Source organism: Christiangramia sp. OXR-203, assembly GCF_034372165.1.
Lineage (GTDB): Bacteria > Bacteroidota > Bacteroidia > Flavobacteriales > Flavobacteriaceae > Christiangramia.
The window spans coordinates 1,384,618-1,403,205 of record NZ_CP139698.1 but is presented as its reverse complement, the minus strand read 5'-3'; the positions used below and the strand labels follow the sequence as shown (position 1 = coordinate 1,403,205).

Sequence of the window (18,588 nt, the reverse complement as noted above, 5' to 3'; positions counted from 1 at the left end):
ATATGAAACTTCCTCTTCGCATAGCAAAAGTTCTTTTAGAATTATCTAATGGTACGATACTCCCCGGAAGTGCCGCTAAACACGCTGTAATTGAAGATCTCATTCAGGAAAATATTTTATTTCGAACCGGGAAGATCAGGAAAACAGTGGGCTTAGCCAATCAAGAAAAGCTGGATTTGTACCTCCACACCAGATTTTCCATTAAAGATCTGCAAGCCTACGTTGCGGCTTTGGAGGAAGGCGATAGCTCACGTGCATTCCTTGTGAATGTCACAGGGGATTCTAAACTAAAGTCCGTTCGGACCTTTAAAGGATTTTTAGTGAACAGCCTTACTCCTATTCCTGCAACATTAAATTCAGAAGAAATTTTAATCGAACCTGTAGAGGGAATTTTCAATTTCATCTATGACTTCGAAAAATTTATCCCTGCTCCCGATGTCACCATTGTGGGGGTAGAAAATTCTGAGAATTTTAGAAGATTAAAGGGACAGGCTTATTTGTTTAAAAATATCCGTCCGTTATTTATAAACCGCTATCCCCAAAGCCAAAATAAAGATTTCATTACCTGGATGAAATCCATACCCAATAATTATCTCCATTTTGGTGATTTTGATATGGCCGGAATCGGCATTTATTTAAATGAATACCAAAAAAATTTCCCTGATAAAAGCCGGTTTTTTATTCCTGAAGGTTTAGAGGAACTATTAAAGAATTCGGGTAGTCGAACAAGATATAATACTCAAAAAATTAACTTTAATATTTCGAGGATTGATGAAGTAGAAATCTTAAGTCTTATTAGTTTGCTTCATAAATATAAGAAAGGGTTAGATCAGGAAAGATTAATTGTAGAGTCTGAAAAATAAAAAAAAACAAACCCGAACTATAAAATTAACTCAATTTACGTTTATTAAGTAAAATATTCATTACATAAAAATCAGTAAAGAAAGAAAAGACTAAATATTTCTCAGCAAATTTCAATTTATCTTGAGATGTTGAAAATGGGTTTGTACCTGGATTACACCTCATTATCGGCTAAGCCCAATGAAACCGGGAATTGATAACTTCTGTATTGGGAAATAGAAAAAAAACGAATATCACCAATTTTATAAGCGCTAAAATTCAACCTTTAGCTTCAGTATTAAGAGCTTAGTAGCGGGAATTGGTAAAATATGTCTAATAATCATAACAACTAATCATCAGCATTTCCCATGCTTTCAGCAGCTTTCAATTCTTCTATAGTATTTAAATTCTGTAAGATCTCTTTATTCCCAAGTGAGTTTAGATCTAAAACGACATGAGATTGCTTTGAAATAAAATCCTGCATTTTTAGTTCATCGGCTAAAAGTGCATTCACCACCTTGTCTTTTAATGATCTCGGATAGCATGCAAAAAGCGGAGAGATTTGTGTCCTATCAGTTGCTATAGCTATTTTCCCGGGTTCGGCTACAGTCATCAAACTCTGTATTCCTTTCCTATTAATTGAAGGCATATCGCAAGCTAGCAATAGAACCATTGGAGCATTAGAGTATTCAATAGCAGTATATAATCCCCCTAGTGGTCCTTTCTTCGGAATAAGATCGGTATACATAGGTTTACCGAATTTTAAATATTCCTGGTTACTACTAATAATACTAGTTTTCAAGTCTAATTTGTCGAGAAGCTTTATGATATGCATTATCATGGGCGTTCCTTTAAAATTGAGCAGACCTTTGTCTGTTCCCATTCTTCTGCTTTTTCCTCCTGCAAGTATAAAAACCTCGATCGCTTCTTTTTCTATCACTTTCAATTGAATTTCAGAATATAAAAATAAGCTAATTCGGAAAAGACAAACTTCGGTTTGGAAATCTGGATCTAGTGTAAATGAGCAAACACTTAATTGATTAATTACAGCTCGAAACCCAGACTGTTTACATCGTTTCTTATTCCGAATCAATCATAAACTACAACAAACCTTAAAAGCACCTTAAAAGGTTTATTTACGGTAATATTCTTACCCATAATTAAAACCAATAGGCTTAACTTTAAATGGTTGTTTGAAAAAGTCAGCAGCCAATAAAATCACATTCATATGAAAATAAGGATTCGAGGTAATTCGGTTAGGTATAGATTGACGAAAAATGAAGTGGAACAATTATGCACCAAAGGATCTATTGAAGAAATCACAAATTTCCCAAACCTGGATTTCGCTTATGAAGTGAAAGTTGCAACAACTGAGCAGTTAAATATTCATTTTGCAAATAATAAGATCTCCTTAGAAATTTCAGATTCACTCATTGAAAATTGGGAAACTAACAACCGGGTAGGATTTTCTCATACTTTAGTCACTTCTAATGGCAAAACTATAGACATCCTCCTCGAGAAAGATTTTACCTGTCTGGAAGATCGCGGCGAAGACGAATCTAATAATTATCCAAACCCAAAATCTCTTGCGCTCTAGATGGAAAAGAAAATCGATAGAAACGTAAATCACAGAGGACCCGTTAAATTTCAGGAACTCGAATTTAAAGATCCAGTAACCCATGCTGCAGGAAAACTAGGAATTAGGGAAACCGTAAAGCACACCTTCAAAGAAATGGGAGTTGTGGATTCCATGCGAGCTCTCTTTACGATCAATCAGCAAGATGGTTTTGACTGCCCTAGCTGTGCCTGGCCAGATCCCGAACATCCTTCTAAAATTGGGGAATATTGTGAGAATGGAGCAAAAGCGCTGGCAGATGAAGCTACGCATAGTCATATTGATGCCGTTTTCTTTCAGAAATATTCAGTAGAAGAACTTTCTGAATTAAGTGATTTTCAGCTAAATAAATTCGGCCGACTTATAGAACCGCTTGTTTTACGTGAAGGTAGCATTCATTACGAAAGTATTTCCTGGCAGGACGCGTTTGAATTAATTTCCGAAGAATTACGCAGTCTAGATTCTCCAAATGAAGCTATTTTCTATACTTCCGGGCGTTCCAGCAATGAAGCTGCCTTTTTATACGGAATGTTTGTTCGTGCTTTCGGAACTAATAATATGCCAGATTGCAGCAATATGTGCCATGAATCTAGCGGAGTCGCCCTTGATGAAACCCTTGGAATTGGAAAAGGAAGTACGAAACTGGAAGATTTCTATGAAGCTGAAGTGGTGATAATCGCAGGACAAAATCCGGGAACTAATCATCCAAGAATGCTCTCGGCACTCGAAAAATGCAAGGAAAACGGCGGCTATATTATTGCTATAAATCCGTTAGAAGAAACCGGACTGGTTAATTTTAAAAATCCCAAAAACGTAAAGGGTTTACTGGGTAGCGGTGAAGATATTGCCGACTTACACTTAGCAGTCAATATCAACCAGGATATTCCTTTGGTAAAATTAATTCTCAAACGTCTTGCTGAAAAAGATGCTTTAGATCAAACGGTTTTTGACCATGAATTTTTAAAAGACTACACTCAAGGATATTCAGAATTGATAGACGATCTAAAATCCTTCGATGAAGAAGAATTACTCGCTTTAACGGGAGTTTCTAATGAAAAAATAAATCAAGCAGTAGATGTACTTGCCAAAAAGACCAAAATTATTGTCTGTTGGGCCATGGGACTTACTCAACATAAAAATGGTGTGGAGACCATTCGGGAATACGTGAACCTATTGCTTCTAAAAGGAGCTATTGGTAAGGAAAATGCCGGTACCTGCCCCGTGCGTGGTCATAGTAATGTGCAGGGCGATAGAAGTGTGGGAATAATGCACTTTGTAGATGAAGATCTTAATGAGCGTATTAAAAAATATATGGGATTTGATCCGCCAACTGAAAAGGGAATCGATGTCGTAGAATCTATGGAGGCGATGCACGAAGGGAAAGCCAATGTTTTTATCGCTCTTGGAGGTAACTTTTTAATGGCCGCTTCAGATACAGATTATACTGCACAGGCACTGAGAAATTGTAAGCTAACGGTGCAAATTAGTACCAAATTAAACCGCTCGCACCTGGTAACAGGTAAAAAAGCATTGATTCTGCCTACGTTTGGAAGATCTGAAAAAGATGAGAAAAACGGAAATCCGCGTTTCCTGACAATGGAAAGTAGTATGGGACGAATCCGGCAATCTAAGGGTGTTCTAAAACCTGCTTCCAGCAATATTATGAGCGAACCAGAAATTGTGGGGAATCTAGGTCATACTTTTTTTAAAGGAAATCATTCTGTGGCCTGGAAAGCAATGGGAGAAGATTACGAACTCATTCGGGAAAAAATAGATCTGGTAGCAAAAGGATTTGAGAAGACCAGTGAGCGATCTAAAGGTTTTGGATATTACCTTCCAAACAATGCACGGCATAGAGATTTTAGTATGCTGCCAAATGGCAGAGCACAAATTACTATAAATAAACTTCCAGATCATCAGCTACAGGAAGATGAATTAATGTTGATGACCATTAGAAGTCATGACCAGTTTAATACCACTATTTACGGCTTAGACGATAGGTATCGCGGAGTATATAATGAGCGTCGAGTGATATTTATAAATGAGCAGGATATGGAAAAACGCAATTTGAAGAAATTCGAAATTGTGAACTTAACCAGCACATATGACGGCAAGAAAAGAACCGCCTACAAATTTAAAGTACTGCCTTATAAAATCCCAGCTGGTAATATCGCAGCATATTTCCCGGAAACCAATCCGCTCGTTCCTTACAACCATTTTGCAGAGCGCAGTAATACACCCATTAGCAAATCTGTGAAGATTCAAATTGAAAAGGATAGTTAGTTGATCTTAATTTGATTGAAATTTTTATTACTCTCAAAAGAGCTAACATTGATTTCTCTAACTAACTGGAATAAGGAAGCTACTTGAAAACAGGAATAATCATAATCTTCAGAATTCAGCTCGAACCTGAAGCCTGACTGTTGATAAAATTTAATCATGTCCTTCGGAAGTAAAATTATACAGATAGATATTTCCGAAGTGATAGAACTTTAATAGTTTATTAAAATTGAACTATTTTAGAGATAGAACCAACTGTTTCCAGATGCCTACTATTTTTTCTGGCAACTAAAAGTTTACAAATCTCTCTGGTCACAAAACTAAATTCATAATGAGAAGCAACAATTATAATTATATCATGAGTACTATCTTCTTTCCTTAGTTCTATTACCTCCAGTTATGCACAGAAAATTCCGGATTTTATCAATCCCGAAGATCTGAAAAATGTAAAATTTAAATGCCTGGAAGAATCTGAAGTGTATTCCGAAGAGGAACAGAAGTATATCGATATTTTATGGGAAGAATCCCTGCAATATCTTGAAGCCTATGCGGTGGCTTTGACAACTTCTCCAGATGGAAGTTCGTGTATTGATTCAGACGTGGCAACTTATGAAACTGTGGATGGAATTAGTCAGTTATGTGTGATGGAGCGTCGCGATATGCAATTAATGGTCAAGAACATTTACCAGATCCTGCACAATCCTGAAGCTGCAAAAGCATGCTTCGCTGCAAGAGGAAATGTTGACTGGCTCTATAGTCCCGGCGGTGAACTGGAGGCAAGATCTGAAGTCGCAAAATGGCTTGACAGGACCACTTTTCAAGAATTTTTTGAAACTAAAGTTAGCGATCCAGAAGTGAAAGCTAAAGGTTATACCTTCTCTGAGAATTTCTATAAAATGGTGACCGGTGAAAAGGTAAAGTCACCTAGAAATTTCCCTTATGATGTAAGTGCCAGATCACTACCAAATCTTTGGGCGTCTGTAGGCTGGTTCCCAATGTATGCTGAAGAAAGTGACAGGAATCAAAAAAATTTCGCAAATGTAAGAGGTGGATATGCTTATGCTGAAATCCTGGGACATTGGGGATTGTTACGCATTGAAGAGGTTAACGGACAAAAAGTTGGTGCCGAGGTTGGAATGACCGTTCAGGCGGTGAACACTTTATATCCTTACCATAACCACGCTACTTCTGAATTGTATTATACGATGCGCCAGCCATCCTGTGTAAATCAATTTAAAACTTTTGCCATCAGGGATACTAACGAAAAGTTGAAAACCATTTCAGAAAATGAAAATGAACGAGTTGTTCAGTTTGATACGGGAATGCCTGATGAATTCAGAATGTGGACCACTTCATCGTATGATCGGGATCCTTTGGTCTATTTTTACGAAAATACTATTCATGCATTTGAAATTGACGGGGACTGTGAAGAAGATCCGGAAGAAAATGCGCTTGTATCCATTTGGGCACGCTCCGACGCTCATGAAAAACTCAATGACTACGGATCTACAATGTTGTGTGAATGTGCTGAAGAACCTGGCAAACCAGCCGCCAGAGGTGAAAAAATACAATGCCAGCTAACAAAGCTGAAATATTAGATAACCTTCAATGAACCTTCAGAAATAGAGCGCAACATTTGGTTTAACGATATAAAAGAACCCCTCGAAATACCCGGATAATTAAGACTTTAGCCTATATTTAAAGAAAAAGTTATGTTCGGTTTATTTAAAAAGAAATCTGAAGTTGAAAAATTAAATTTAAAATACAAACAACTTCTTGAGGAAGCTCATCGCTTATCTACCAGTAATAGAAAATTGAGTGACGATAAAATGCATGCAGCCAATGAAATTTTGAAGGAAATAGATAAGATAAAATCAGCAGAAAAAGGTAACTGAGAGGTTCATTTCAATAAGAACCGTACTGTATGATAAAAAGATTTTTACAAGCAAATTTGGTTTGGGAAATTGGTCAGCTGGCACTCGCAGTTTTTCTGGCCAGCCTTGGACTAAAAGCTTTTTTGCTTCCCAACGGCTTTCTTGATGGCGGAGTAACCGGAATTTCAATTCTTCTAAGCAAACTCACAGGGATAGAAATTTCAATTATTCTGCCAATCATTAGCATACCATTCTTTGTCATAGGCTGGTTTACCATCTCACGAAAAACTGTGATACGGTCAATCATTTCAGTACTTGTACTTTCCCTAATTATTCATTTCGAGAACTTTCAATCCATCACAGATGATAAATTGCTTATTTCAATATTCGGGGGTTTATTTCTGGGCGCAGGAATTGGCCTCGCCATAAAAAACGGATCTGTTCTGGACGGGAGCGAGATCCTGGGTATTTTCCTCAATGAAAAAACAGGAATTTCCATTGGTCTTATCATTTTCTGGTTCAATGTGGTGCTTTTTTTACTGGCTAGTTTACTATTCTCGATCGAGGTCGCCATGTACTCTGTGTTAACCTATATTATTACTGCAAAAACTATAGACCTTATTCTGGAAGGCTTCGAGGATTATGTCGGACTCATGATCGTTACTGAAAAATCTAAGGAAATGCAAATCGCTTTGCTTAAGAACATAGGTCAGGGTTTAACGATCTATAACGGTAGTAAAGGTTACGGAAGTCAGGGAGAAAAGCAGGATCTCAAGATCATCCATACAGTTGTAAACAGGATAGACACCAAAAAGGCTTACAGAATTTTGCACGAAGTGGATAAGGATGCTTTTGTTATAGAATTTGATGTAAACAGAGTTTCTGGAGGCGTTCTTCGGAAATATTTAACGAGAAGCAAACAAAGAGAGCTCTCCCCTACCTTATTCCGGAATAATGAGATCGATATTTGATATTAATTATTCTGAAGCTGGCCCGATAATGTTCAGAAGAACTGATTTTTAAAATTTAGATATTCCGAAGTAAAAGTGATTATTTATATTAGAAATAGTTAGAATTATATGGAGATTTATAAACTTCAGATTTTGCTCCATTTCGTGACATAATATTTTTATAAGATCTTCGGAATTCGTCTTCAAAGGCTGGAATGGCTTGCATTCTTTGCTAGTTTTCAAACTTTCCAATTAAGTATTCTGGGTTCCTCAGTTTTTATATATTTTCGCTAAATGCAAATCTCAAAGTATTTCCTGAGCTACCTCTGTCTTTGTCTAAGCCTGATCGCTTGTGACCAGGCTTCTGAAAACAATTCAGAAGAAATCAAACCAGGAACCGGAGAATATTATTTTCAGCAAGGGTTAAAGGCTAAAGATGCCCCTGTAATGCTAAAGACTTTCAAGGAAGGTCTGGCAAATGGAAAATTTAATAATGATACTATAAGCCTATGGTTACTGGATGGGATAATTTACTCTAATAATCGTTTAAAGAAATATGACAGTTCTATGGTCTATTCAGACCAGATGATTGAAAAGGCTAGGTCCACTAATAATACACACTTTGAAGCATTGGGATATTACCGGAAAGCTATTATTCATCGCTCTTTAAATAATTATAAAGAACATTTTAGGAATGCATTTGTCTCTAAAGAATTACACCTGGCTAACGGGGATTCTGCTAATGCCGGCGAAAGAGCCATAGAAATGGCTAATGCACAAAGCAGATTAACAGATTATACCGGAGCTCAAGAAACTGCTGCTGAAGCTCTCAAATTACTGGATCCCATTGACTCCACTTACTTTAGTACCGCTTACAATATTATTGCAACGGCATACCGTAACCAGGGTTTCTACAAAGATGCTGTCATCGAATGGCAAAATGCTCTAAGATTTGCTGCCAATGTGAAAGATAGCTTAAGTAATTTGAATAATATTGCACTTTCTCTCCAGGATCAAAAGAATTACAATGAAGCCATAGCTGTTTTTGAAAACATCCTTCGTAGATCTGAATCAACGAATATTCTCTCTAAGGCCAGGTTCTTAGATAATCTGGCTTACACCAGGTGGTTGCAGGATTCTACCACTAATGTGGAAGATGAATTGCTGGAAGCAAGGAATATAAGACTACTAAACAAAGGTAAAAATGGCCTTCTGGCCAGTTATGATCATCTGGCTAATTATTACCGGAATAGTGATGAGTATATTTCAAAACTCTATGCAGATAGCCTGTTTCTCACTGCCAGGGAACTCAATAGTAAATCGGCTCAATTAAATGCCATGGAAAAGTTGATCCAGCTATCGCCTATGGAGTCGGTCAAAGAACTATCAACACGCTATATTGAGCTGAGTGATAGCATACGTACGGAAAGTATTCAGGCTAAAAATATGTTCGCTAAAATTACATTTGACGAAGAACAGAAAGAATTAGAGATCGATCAATTACAAGATCAAACGGCTCTACAGGCTATAGAGAAAGAGCAACTGCAGGACCAGATTATCATATTATCATTAGGAAGTTTGCTGGTCTTAGTTAGTGGTGGATTCGGCTTCTATTATTTAAGACAAAGACATACCAGGGATAAAATTCGCGAAGCGCATCGTACAGAATCCAGAATTTCCAAGAAGATCCACGATGAACTGGCAAACGATGTCTACAATGTCATGAGCGGCATGGATACGATTGCTCCAAATACACTCATGGATAAGCTGGAAAACATTTATAACCGGACACGTAATATTTCCAGGGAAAACAGTAGTATACCAACAGGAGCAGACTATTTACCCCATTTACTTTCCACGCTTAGTTCCAGTTTACCAGCGGATGCAAGACTAATTCTTCGCGGGGAAAATAGTATCAACTGGAAAAGCTTAAGCCCGGAGAAAAAGATCATTCTTTACCGTGTCCTTCAGGAGATCATGATCAATATGAACAAACATAGTAAAGCCAGTTTGGTAGCTATTGTATTTTCCGAAGAAAACAGAACGTTGCACATTCAGTATTCTGATAATGGAATAGGTACTTCACGTCAAAGTCTGCAATCTGGTAATGGTTTTCTAAATATGGAAAACCGTATTCTTTCTATCAAAGGAAAACTTAATTTTGAAACTGAACAGGAAAAAGGATTGAAGGTTTTAATTCAAATTCCCATATAATTTTCACATGTTTAAAAAAGTTCTGGTTGCTGAAGATATGGACAGTATAAATCATGCTGTCGCTTTTGTTTTAAAAGACTTGAAAATTGCTCAGGTAGATCACGCGCAATATTGTGATAAAGCCTGGCTTTTGGCAAAAAAAGCCATTCACGAAGGCAAACCTTATGACCTATTAATATGTGATCTTTCCTTCAAACCAGATTACCGGGAAGAAAAACTGACTTCCGGAAAAGAACTGATCGCAGCATTAAAACTCGAAGATCCTCAACTTAAAGTTATCGTGAACTCTATAGAAGACCATCCTCAAACAGTCAGGGAACTCTGGGCAAGCGGTAATATAGATGCCTATATTTGTAAAGACCGAAGCGGACTAAAAGAGTTGAAAGAGGCAATCCTGAATTTGAATGAAGGGGCTGCCTATAACTCTCCGTCGATTGAAAAGATACTAAACCAGAAAAACGTGCTTACATTAAATGATTTCGAAATCAATATTGTAAAATATCTCGCAAATGGGTTTACCCAGGACGAAATTCAAAAGGAATTAAAAGATAAGAATATCAAGCCAAGTAGTAAAAGTGCGATCGAAAAAAGGCTGAAGGAATTGAGGGATGAATTTAAAGCGAATACGAATCCGCATTTGATATCTATCATGAAGGATCTGCAATTGATATAATACAAGTAATAGCGAAAGATTCCAAGCTGTTCCTCCTACCTGCAAATAGTTTGTTTATATCGCTCTCATCTTATAATTATCTCCTTCGAATTATTACACAGGTTTAACTTTCTCCATTGAGCATTTCCACAAGACATTTCTTTTAACCATTCAAAAGAAAACTATTTTGCATGCAAGGCACCAATCCTGGCTGCAATAGGAACTCCTTGAAAAGTGAGAATAATCAATTTTAAATTACTCAGTATTTTTAATTGATAAAATCTGCATCACAGTTAACTGTAGAATCACTTCAATTCAATTGATCCAGTGCGATCTGCTCAAAAGTGTCTAATAAAATTCAACCACGAGTCCCCTTCTACATTTTAACATTATATCTACCTGTATTTCAAATTGATGCGAAATAAATGATTTTTGCTGTTATTTTTATTTGGATTTAGTCTAAATAGGTATAATTTTGTCCTGAATTACTACTACAATGACCCGAACGATTTTAATACTTATACTTATACTACCAACGATTTTATTTAGTCAGTCGCAACTAAAAGGCGAGATTACTGATGCTAATAAATATATCGTAGCGAATGCCGAGATAAAATTAAGTCGACCAAATTATAGTCGAACTACCCGTACAAATGGGAATGGGATCTATTTATTTAAGAATGTACCTACAGGTACATATCTTCTGGAAGTTAACACCAATAAATCCGTAAGTTTTCATCAGGTAATTTTAGACTCAAATTATGTAACACATGATATTCAGCTAAAGAATGAAGGTGATTATGAACTTGATGAAGTGGCAATTCAGGGAGAATCCAAAAAAACGAAACTTGAGAAAACTGGTTTTGCTATCAATGTCATTAATACTGAAGAAGCTAGCCAAAGAAATATTCAGACTACTGAACTTCTTAATAATACGGTTGGAGTCAAACTCAGACAAAATGGTGGTTTAGGATCAGATATTCAATTTAGTCTGAATGGACTATCCGGGAGTGCTGTTCGCATATTTATTGACGGAATTCCAATTTCTACTTTTGGTTCATCTTTCAATTTAAATAGTATTCCGCCATCACTTATCCAGCAAATTGAAGTGTATAAGGGAGTGGTTCCCGGACATCTGTCTGACGATGCTTTGGGTGGTGCCATCAATATTGTATTAAATCAATCTATGAACACCAGTTTAAATGCCTCCGTTTCATATGGATCATTTAATACGTTCCAGGCTTCGATGAATGGTTTGTATCGCTTTGATGATAGCGGATTTACCATAAAAGCATCAGGTTTTCACAATTATTCAGATAATGATTACGAAGTTTCCGGCAGAAGTGTTGTAGTTACAGGTCTTGGAGGAGTTCAAACTCCTATTACTGCAAGAAGGTTCAATGATGCATATCGTTCTACAGGTGGGATTGTACAATTAGGATATACCGATGTTTCGTGGGCAGATCAACTTTTTGTTGGCTTCACTGGATCTGATGATTACAAAGAAGTTCAGCATGGAGCATTTATGACCATTACTCCCTATAAAGACCGCTTTTTTGTATCACAGGCTGCTTTAGCAAATCTGAGTTATCAAAAATCAGATTTATTTACAGATGGTCTGGACGCTAAAGTAAATGCTTATTATGGAAAACGTGACCGCCAGGTAACAGATACTCTTGCCTGGGCTTACAGCTGGAATGGAGAACGAGCCATAGATTTTAGAGGAAATGAATACCAATATACCTGGGGCTCCCAACAAGAAGGAGGCCCGACCCTCGCTAAAATTGACAGAAATGTTGCTTCTATAAGAACCGGACTCTCCTACTCCATTACAGATAATCATACTTTTCTAGTCAATCATTTGTATAGTTCCATAGATCGCGAAGACAGTGATGCACTGGATTCTGAATTCGAAAATAGCTTTGTAGGTACAAGAGATCTGCGCAAAAACATTATTTCGCTTACGTATGAATTAAATGCTTTCGAAAATAAACTGAAGAGTAGCATTTTTGGAAAATATTATCAGCAGAAAACTATTAGTACAGATCCTGCCTTCGTAATAGATATTACTGGCGACAGGAGAATAGTTAACGAGACCGTAAGTAGCAATAAAGAATATGAAGGTTATGGATTTGCACTATCCTACGCGATAACTCCAGAAGTAATGCTTCTCACCTCTGCGGAAAAGGCCGTTAGACTACCAGAAGAAACTGAAATCTTTGGAAATGATGGAGATAATGTGGTAGCAAATTCTAGTATCAACCCAGAGCAAAGTAACAATTTCAATGTAGGATTAAGATTAGGTACTTTTAATTACCAAAGACACAGGATAGGAATAACCACGAATCTTTTTCTACGAAACATTAAAGATAGAATTGGATTGCCTATTGAAACGTCCCTGAATGTAGATGATGAATTGATCTTATACGTGAACCAGGGCAGCGGAACTTCCAAGGGTTTTGATGCACAATTCAATTACTCCTACAATAACAATCTGGATTTCAATTTCAATGTTTCCCGTTTTGACCTTAAAATCGATAACAGGGGATCTGAAATTGATGTGCCAAATACTCCATTTCTTACTATGAGTGGAAATGCCAGATATACGCTTAAAAATCTACTTCAGAAGAAATCGAGATTGGATCTTTTCTACAATATGTACTTCACAGATGAATTTTCATACTTGGTGCCTCAAGGGCCTAATACTGTTGGAGACGACTTTTTTAAAGTACCACAACAGCTTACTCATGATCTCGGTTTGAGCTTTACATTTCCTCGGAAGGATATTGTAGTAAGCTTCGACGTAAAGAACATTTTAGACGAGGCTGTTTTTGACAATCTTTCAGTTCAAAAACCTGGAAGAGCATTCTACTTAAAATTAAACTATTCATTAAATAAATTCTAACCAAAATTACTCATAACATGAATCGTAATTATTTCAACTTTAAGTCAATTTTTAGCGCGATAGCAGTCGTTGGACTTATGTCCTCCTGTAGTAGCGACGATAGCACAGATGATATTATTCGTGAACCAGAGACCGAAAGCCGCTGGATTACCGTTGCTGCAGCAAAAATGGGCGAAGAGCCAGGTGATGGAAATGGAGGAACTTTAATCTATTCAGTTTCAAGCGAAGATGCAAAAAATCCTGACTTTTCTATAGAACCATTTGAAAATGGATTTATTGTTCCGTCGAATCGAACTGCACGTTTACAGGCTTCAGAAGATGGAAGCACTATTTTCAATATTAGCTATGCCGGGGATACTGGTGGAAACTACACAAAATACAATGTTCTAGGTGGACAAAATTTCGAACAAACAGGTTCTGAGATCAGTATTGCTCCCTATGTAGGATCTGCACCAAGATGGATCAAACTTTTTGATGGAGACCAGACCGGAGCTGCAGTATATGTAAATACTGAAAACGAATTTAGTGATAATGATACTCCAGACGATTCATCAGATGATTTTTATGTTCGTACTGAAGCTACCATGGGAATTGTAACCCTGGATTTGCAAAATTCTGCAATCAAGGAATTTCAGGAACATAGTGTACCTCTTTCTGCTGAAGATGAAGCTGCAGGGTATTACATCTCAAGAATCGATATGCCAACTCTAAATGCAGCGGGTGATAAAATCTATATTGGTGCGAGACTTAGTAAGGTAGATCCAGAAACTGGAGAGAGAGATAATAATGGTGAAGTTTTAGCCTCCAGATCTATTGTTCTTGATTATCCATCTCTTCTAAACCCTGAAGTGATCGTTTCTGAAGTTGGACTTGGTAATACTAACGGGTATCGTAGCATAAATGCCTTTGAATATAATGGAAGTGTATACCAGGCAAATCAGGGTGATCCACAAGGTTCACATATTTTAAAGATCGACTCAGATAATGAATATGATGACTCTTATGTATTCAATCTTGACGAAGCTCTAGGCGTAGATGATGCTTATATCCTTGCATGGAGACCAACATCGAATGGAAAGGCTGTGCTTGCTTATCGACATGCCGGATCGGCTGAAGGTGTTGCTGGTGCACAGGGATATTTTGCTTTAATAGACCTGAATTCCAAGACAGCACAAAAGATCGACGCTATTCCTTACGACCCTAATTTCTACCTTTTCCAATACCAGGGATTTGCAGTAGATGGTACCGAAATTTATCTTACGCAGGCTCCGGTTGGCGAAAATGGAAACATTTATATTGTTGATACCGAGACTGCAGAAGTTACTAAAGGTGCTGAACTGGTGAACACTCAGGGTAGTCACTTTATAGGAGCGTTCTAAGTGTAATAACTCAACCACATTATTCTGTTTTCTGAAGGCGAAAGGCCACTATTTATAATAGTGGCTTTTTGCATTATAAAAGCTCAATAAGTCTTGCGACTTTTTTACAGCTTTTACCCTATGGTCATATCTTTGCAAATATGTAAGTTTATGGCATGATCAAAGTAGTTATAATCGACGACGAGCTAAGTGCACAAAATGTACTTGAAAAAACGCTTCTAAGATATTTTCCGAACAAATTCAATATTGTAGCCAAGTGCCATTCTGTTGACTCTGGCGTTGTTGCTATAAATAACCATGCGCCTGAGTTGGTATTTCTTGATATTCAGATGCCTGAAAAGAGTGGTTTTGAATTATTCAAGCAATTCGATCTTATAAATTTTGAAGTGATATTTACCACCGCTCATAACCGTTTCGCTGTTCAGGCCATAAGGCAGAGTGCTCTGGATTATATCCTGAAACCTATCAATCATATTGACCTGGGTGATGCGATCAAGCGTTTTGAGGAACGAAAAAGAAAATTATCTACAAAAGATAAATTGACGTTACTGCTGGAAAATTTGAATGTAAATGATCAAAATATAGCGAAACTTGCCTTTCCTACGCTGGAAGGTTTTGAGCTAATTCATTCTAACCAGATCCTCTATTGTAAGGCCGAAAGTAATTATTGTTCGATCAAAGGTATTGATGGAACTACCAAAACTGCCACAAAAACACTTAAGTTTGTAGAAGAAATCCTCCCTTCAGCATTTCTAAGAATACATAAAAGTTATGTCATCAACCTGAACTTTGTTGTGCGCTACCATAAAGCGAACAAGGAAGTTGAGTTAACCAACGGAGAGAAACTTCCGGTTTCCTTTCGTAAAGAAGAGGAATTCATCAATGCTATCTTACAAAATCAATAGAAGCTTTATATGCCTTCTTTTCTGTGTCCAGTGCATCTGGGCTCAGAACTTTCCCTCCAGGAACTATTCTGCTGCGAATGAACTGCCCAATAATGCCGTCCGCGCACTGTTCGTTGATAGCAAAAATGTGTTATGGATAGGAACAGAAAACGGGATCGTAAGTAAACAGAACAATATTTTTCAAAGCTATTTTGAAGAAGATGGTCTGGCCCTGAATAGTTGCTGGGCGATCACTGAGGATAAGCAGAACAGAATCTGGTTTGGAAGTTACGGTGGCGGGATAAGTGTTTATGATGGTGATGATTTCCAGATCATTTCTACAAAAGACGGACTCGTTCATGATGAGATCGTACATCTTTTTCCATACAAAGATTATATGTATGTTGGAACTAGTGATGGTGTTTCAAGAGTTGATTTGAAAACATTTGATACACAGTCCTGGAAAAATGAGGGGTCTGAGGCTCTACTAAGAGTTTCCGGATTTTTCGAATTTGAAGAGGAACTCTATGTTACAACCTACAGAACCGGAGTATTTAAAGTCATTTCGGAAGGGTCATTCAGTCTGAACCAGGTTAACGATCAAAAGTATATCTATTCTGCATTCGTTGATAATAGCAGTATCCTCAGCAGTAATAAGGGGCATTATACTAAATCTGAAATTTCAGAATATATAAAATCAGAAGACCTTGTTTCAGAAGAACTTGGGAGTTCAATAATCTGGGATTATGTAAAAACGAGGGACGCTACTATCTATGCCGCAGCCTGGGGAATTTATGACAGTAATGGGGGTGTTTTCGAACTGAATGAAGATTTCAGCAATCGCTCAAATTCCTTTGGGATACCAGGTAAAGACATATTTTCCCTCGCTTATGATGCATTATTTCAAAGATTATACGTAGGAACTTTGAACTCGGGACTTTACGAGATCCAGTTAGAACCTTTAATAAAATTCGAGGAACTGAAGGGGCATTATATAAAGGGGTTTGCAAAGATCAATGGAACTTCAGCTTATATTCATGACGAAGGTATTCAGATAATATCCTCTAGTGATTCGATCGATATTCCTTTGAGAAAATTCAAGAATTGGCAACAGAATTATATCGATACCACTTCACTACCACTTCCAAAGCATGAAGATCATTTTTACGAACTGGATTATTCTACTGCGGCCAGCGATATTAATTTCTATGATATCAAAACTTCAAATAACCAGTACTGGATAAATGCTAATATTGGCTTATTTGCGGTAAATCAAGATGGAAAACTGGATACATATTTGCCATTACATTCAGAAGAGATCAATTTCACGAACGATGGGAGATTGATCGAAACCAATCCGTATGGTGGTGTTAGGGTGTACAACGACCTGGAAACCTTCTCATACCATTATTATCCACAAGACCATAAGGATACACCAACCATGGTGGTTAGCAGTCTACAAACTGAAAATAAAACCTATTTCACATCAGTATTTTCTGGTCTTTATAGATACGAGGAAGGTCGTTTCAAGTCTTTACTAAATTCTAAAATCTGGAAGGAAAAAAATCTTCGGCATATTATATCTTATAATGACAATCTCGCTATTTCCAGTGAATTTGGTGATGTATACATTATTCGGGATAGGCCTGAATCCTTTGAAATAGTACGCAAAATTCCTCGAGCCAGCATCCAGGGAAACACCATTTCGTTTCTAAATTCTTATGACACAACGCTTATAATAGGTACCGAGCGCGGAATTACGCTGGTGGAGGAAGACAGAATCATCTTTCTGGATGAAGAACAAGGCCTGGAACAGCCTTTTTTCAGTAGTAAAATTGCGAATGATGAATTACATATTGGAAGTGAAAACGGGATTTTAAGGGTCAACATCGAAGAAATTCTTGCATCATCAAATCGTGTAATCGAAATTCAACTAAAAGATTTATCTATTAATAATAGCGTATACGATCTGCCTGAAAATACTTTAAATGATCTCGATCTTGATTACGATGAGAATACTGTGCTGCTCAATTTTTCGACCAATACACATCCATATCCTAAGAAATTACAATATCAATACAGGCTAAATCAGGATGAAGAATGGAGTACTCCAACCTCCAATTCTGAAATTTTATTGCCATACCTTCCAGCTAATAAATATGAAGTGCAGGTTCGTGTTCTGGATTCCAGCACAGGATTAACGTACTCTCAGAACGTTCTTAACTTCAATATTAAACCGCCATTCTGGAAAACCTGGTGGTTCTTTACTTACATTTTTCTGGCAATAATGGCGATAGTATACGCGATCTATAAATATGAACTTGCTAAGAACAAACGATTCGAACGGCAAAAACGAGCTATTCAAAGAAGATTTGAAGAAACTAAAATGGAAGCTTTACTCGCCCAAATGAATCCGCATTTTATCTTCAATGCCATGAATTCCATTCAGAATTATATCATGGATAGCGATATCGATAACGCCACGATATTCCTGGGTGATTTTGCCAAACTCATTCGCCTCAATCTTGACCACTGTACCAAACCAACAATTTTACTGGTTGAAGAAATCGAATACTTACAATCTTACATACGGGTGGAAAACACACGGATGAACAATACTGTAGAGGTTCATTTCGAGCTGGATCCTACGATCGACACTTACGATGTAGAGGTTCCTACCATGATTCTTCAAACATTTGTCGAAAATGTATTTGTTCATGCATTTACCGTTGAAAGCATAGATCCAAAACTGGATATAGTTTTTAAAAAGCTGGATGAGCATGCTCTGTGCTGCAAAATCATCGACAATGGTTCTGGTTTTTCGACGGCTGGAAAGAATCCGCTGCATAACTCCAAAGGTTTAAACTTAGTAAAAGAAAGACTCGCCCTTTTAGACTATGATATTGAAGATGCGCTGAAAATTGAATCTGAGCCTGAAAAAGGTACTGTAGTGAGCCTGAAATTGCGTTTACAACGATAGCTTAAGAAATCCCTA

The 18,588-nt window shown here is 37.2% G+C and carries 13 protein-coding genes; 12 read left to right on the top strand and 1 reads right to left on the bottom strand.

The features are described 5' to 3' along the window. Window positions 1-2 precede the first annotated feature (2 nt). Window positions 3-863 (top strand): hypothetical protein, encoded by an 861-nt coding sequence (locus T8I65_RS06370; protein ID WP_322302565.1) that lies wholly within the window; start codon window positions 3-5, stop codon window positions 861-863. 326 nt (window positions 864-1,189) lie between these two features. On the opposite strand, the gene mobA is transcribed toward T8I65_RS06370, so the two are convergent. Next, entirely contained in the window at window positions 1,190-1,780 is a 591-nt protein-coding gene (mobA, locus tag T8I65_RS06365) for a molybdenum cofactor guanylyltransferase (RefSeq protein WP_322302564.1), read from the bottom strand. A 288-nt stretch (window positions 1,781-2,068) separates the two neighbouring features. On the opposite strand from mobA, the gene T8I65_RS06360 reads away from it, so the two are divergent. The 11 genes from T8I65_RS06360 to T8I65_RS06310 all read left to right on the top strand — a co-directional run bounded on the left by T8I65_RS06360 (window position 2,069) and on the right by T8I65_RS06310 (window position 18,573). Beyond that, window positions 2,069-2,437 carry a DUF7009 family protein gene (locus tag T8I65_RS06360; RefSeq protein ID WP_322302563.1) on the top strand — a complete coding sequence of 123 codons (369 nt, stop codon included), beginning with the start codon at window positions 2,069-2,071 and terminating at the stop codon, window positions 2,435-2,437. Continuing rightward, window positions 2,438-4,738, top strand: a complete 2,301-nt coding sequence (locus T8I65_RS06355) for an FdhF/YdeP family oxidoreductase (protein WP_322302562.1) — start codon at window positions 2,438-2,440, stop codon at window positions 4,736-4,738. It abuts the gene before it with no gap. Window positions 4,739-5,211: 473 nt separating this feature from the next. Further along, window positions 5,212-6,333, top strand: a complete 1,122-nt coding sequence (locus T8I65_RS06350) for a dimethylsulfonioproprionate lyase family protein (RefSeq protein WP_322302561.1) — start codon at window positions 5,212-5,214, stop codon at window positions 6,331-6,333. A gap of 114 nt (window positions 6,334-6,447) precedes the next feature. Next, window positions 6,448-6,630 (top strand): Lacal_2735 family protein, encoded by a 183-nt coding sequence (locus tag T8I65_RS06345; protein WP_322302560.1) that lies wholly within the window; start codon window positions 6,448-6,450, stop codon window positions 6,628-6,630. Window positions 6,631-6,659: 29 nt separating this feature from the next. Next, entirely contained in the window at window positions 6,660-7,580 is a 921-nt protein-coding gene (locus T8I65_RS06340; RefSeq protein WP_322302559.1) for a YitT family protein, read from the top strand. 273 nt (window positions 7,581-7,853) lie between these two features. Further along, the gene (locus T8I65_RS06335) at window positions 7,854-9,773 is read left to right on the top strand and encodes a tetratricopeptide repeat-containing sensor histidine kinase (protein ID WP_322302558.1); all 1,920 of its coding nucleotides are present in this window, start codon (window positions 7,854-7,856) and stop codon (window positions 9,771-9,773) included. 7 nt (window positions 9,774-9,780) lie between these two features. Next, the gene (locus tag T8I65_RS06330; protein ID WP_322302557.1) at window positions 9,781-10,446 is read left to right on the top strand and encodes a DNA-binding response regulator; all 666 of its coding nucleotides are present in this window, start codon (window positions 9,781-9,783) and stop codon (window positions 10,444-10,446) included. 475 nt (window positions 10,447-10,921) lie between these two features. After that, window positions 10,922-13,330, top strand: a complete 2,409-nt coding sequence (locus T8I65_RS06325) for a TonB-dependent receptor (protein WP_322302556.1) — start codon at window positions 10,922-10,924, stop codon at window positions 13,328-13,330. Window positions 13,331-13,347: 17 nt separating this feature from the next. Then, window positions 13,348-14,709, top strand: coding sequence for a hypothetical protein (locus T8I65_RS06320; RefSeq protein ID WP_322302555.1), 1,362 nt, complete (start codon window positions 13,348-13,350; stop codon window positions 14,707-14,709). A gap of 155 nt (window positions 14,710-14,864) precedes the next feature. Beyond that, the gene (locus T8I65_RS06315) at window positions 14,865-15,614 is read left to right on the top strand and encodes a LytTR family DNA-binding domain-containing protein (protein WP_322302554.1); all 750 of its coding nucleotides are present in this window, start codon (window positions 14,865-14,867) and stop codon (window positions 15,612-15,614) included. Beyond that, window positions 15,592-18,573, top strand: coding sequence for a histidine kinase (locus T8I65_RS06310; RefSeq protein WP_322302553.1), 2,982 nt, complete (start codon window positions 15,592-15,594; stop codon window positions 18,571-18,573). Before T8I65_RS06315 ends, T8I65_RS06310 begins: the two co-directional genes overlap by 23 nt. Window positions 18,574-18,588: the final 15 nt, after the last annotated feature.

Bases quoted from the DNA above. Each gene is read 5' to 3' on its own strand.
- T8I65_RS06345 (WP_322302560.1), top strand. From the start codon at position 6,448: ATGTTCGGTTTATTTAAAAAGAAATCTGAAGTTGAAAAATTAAATTTA.
- T8I65_RS06315 (WP_322302554.1), top strand. From the start codon at position 14,865: ATGATCAAAGTAGTTATAATCGACGACGAGCTAAGTGCACAAAATGTA.
- T8I65_RS06325 (WP_322302556.1), top strand. From the start codon at position 10,922: ATGACCCGAACGATTTTAATACTTATACTTATACTACCAACGATTTTA.
- T8I65_RS06360 (WP_322302563.1), top strand. From the start codon at position 2,069: ATGAAAATAAGGATTCGAGGTAATTCGGTTAGGTATAGATTGACGAAA.
- T8I65_RS06320 (WP_322302555.1), top strand. From the start codon at position 13,348: ATGAATCGTAATTATTTCAACTTTAAGTCAATTTTTAGCGCGATAGCA.
- T8I65_RS06370 (WP_322302565.1), top strand. From the start codon at position 3: ATGAAACTTCCTCTTCGCATAGCAAAAGTTCTTTTAGAATTATCTAAT.
- T8I65_RS06310 (WP_322302553.1), top strand. From the start codon at position 15,592: ATGCTATCTTACAAAATCAATAGAAGCTTTATATGCCTTCTTTTCTGT.
- T8I65_RS06335 (WP_322302558.1), top strand. From the start codon at position 7,854: ATGCAAATCTCAAAGTATTTCCTGAGCTACCTCTGTCTTTGTCTAAGC.
- T8I65_RS06330 (WP_322302557.1), top strand. From the start codon at position 9,781: ATGTTTAAAAAAGTTCTGGTTGCTGAAGATATGGACAGTATAAATCAT.
- T8I65_RS06340 (WP_322302559.1), top strand. From the start codon at position 6,660: ATGATAAAAAGATTTTTACAAGCAAATTTGGTTTGGGAAATTGGTCAG.
- T8I65_RS06355 (WP_322302562.1), top strand. From the start codon at position 2,438: ATGGAAAAGAAAATCGATAGAAACGTAAATCACAGAGGACCCGTTAAA.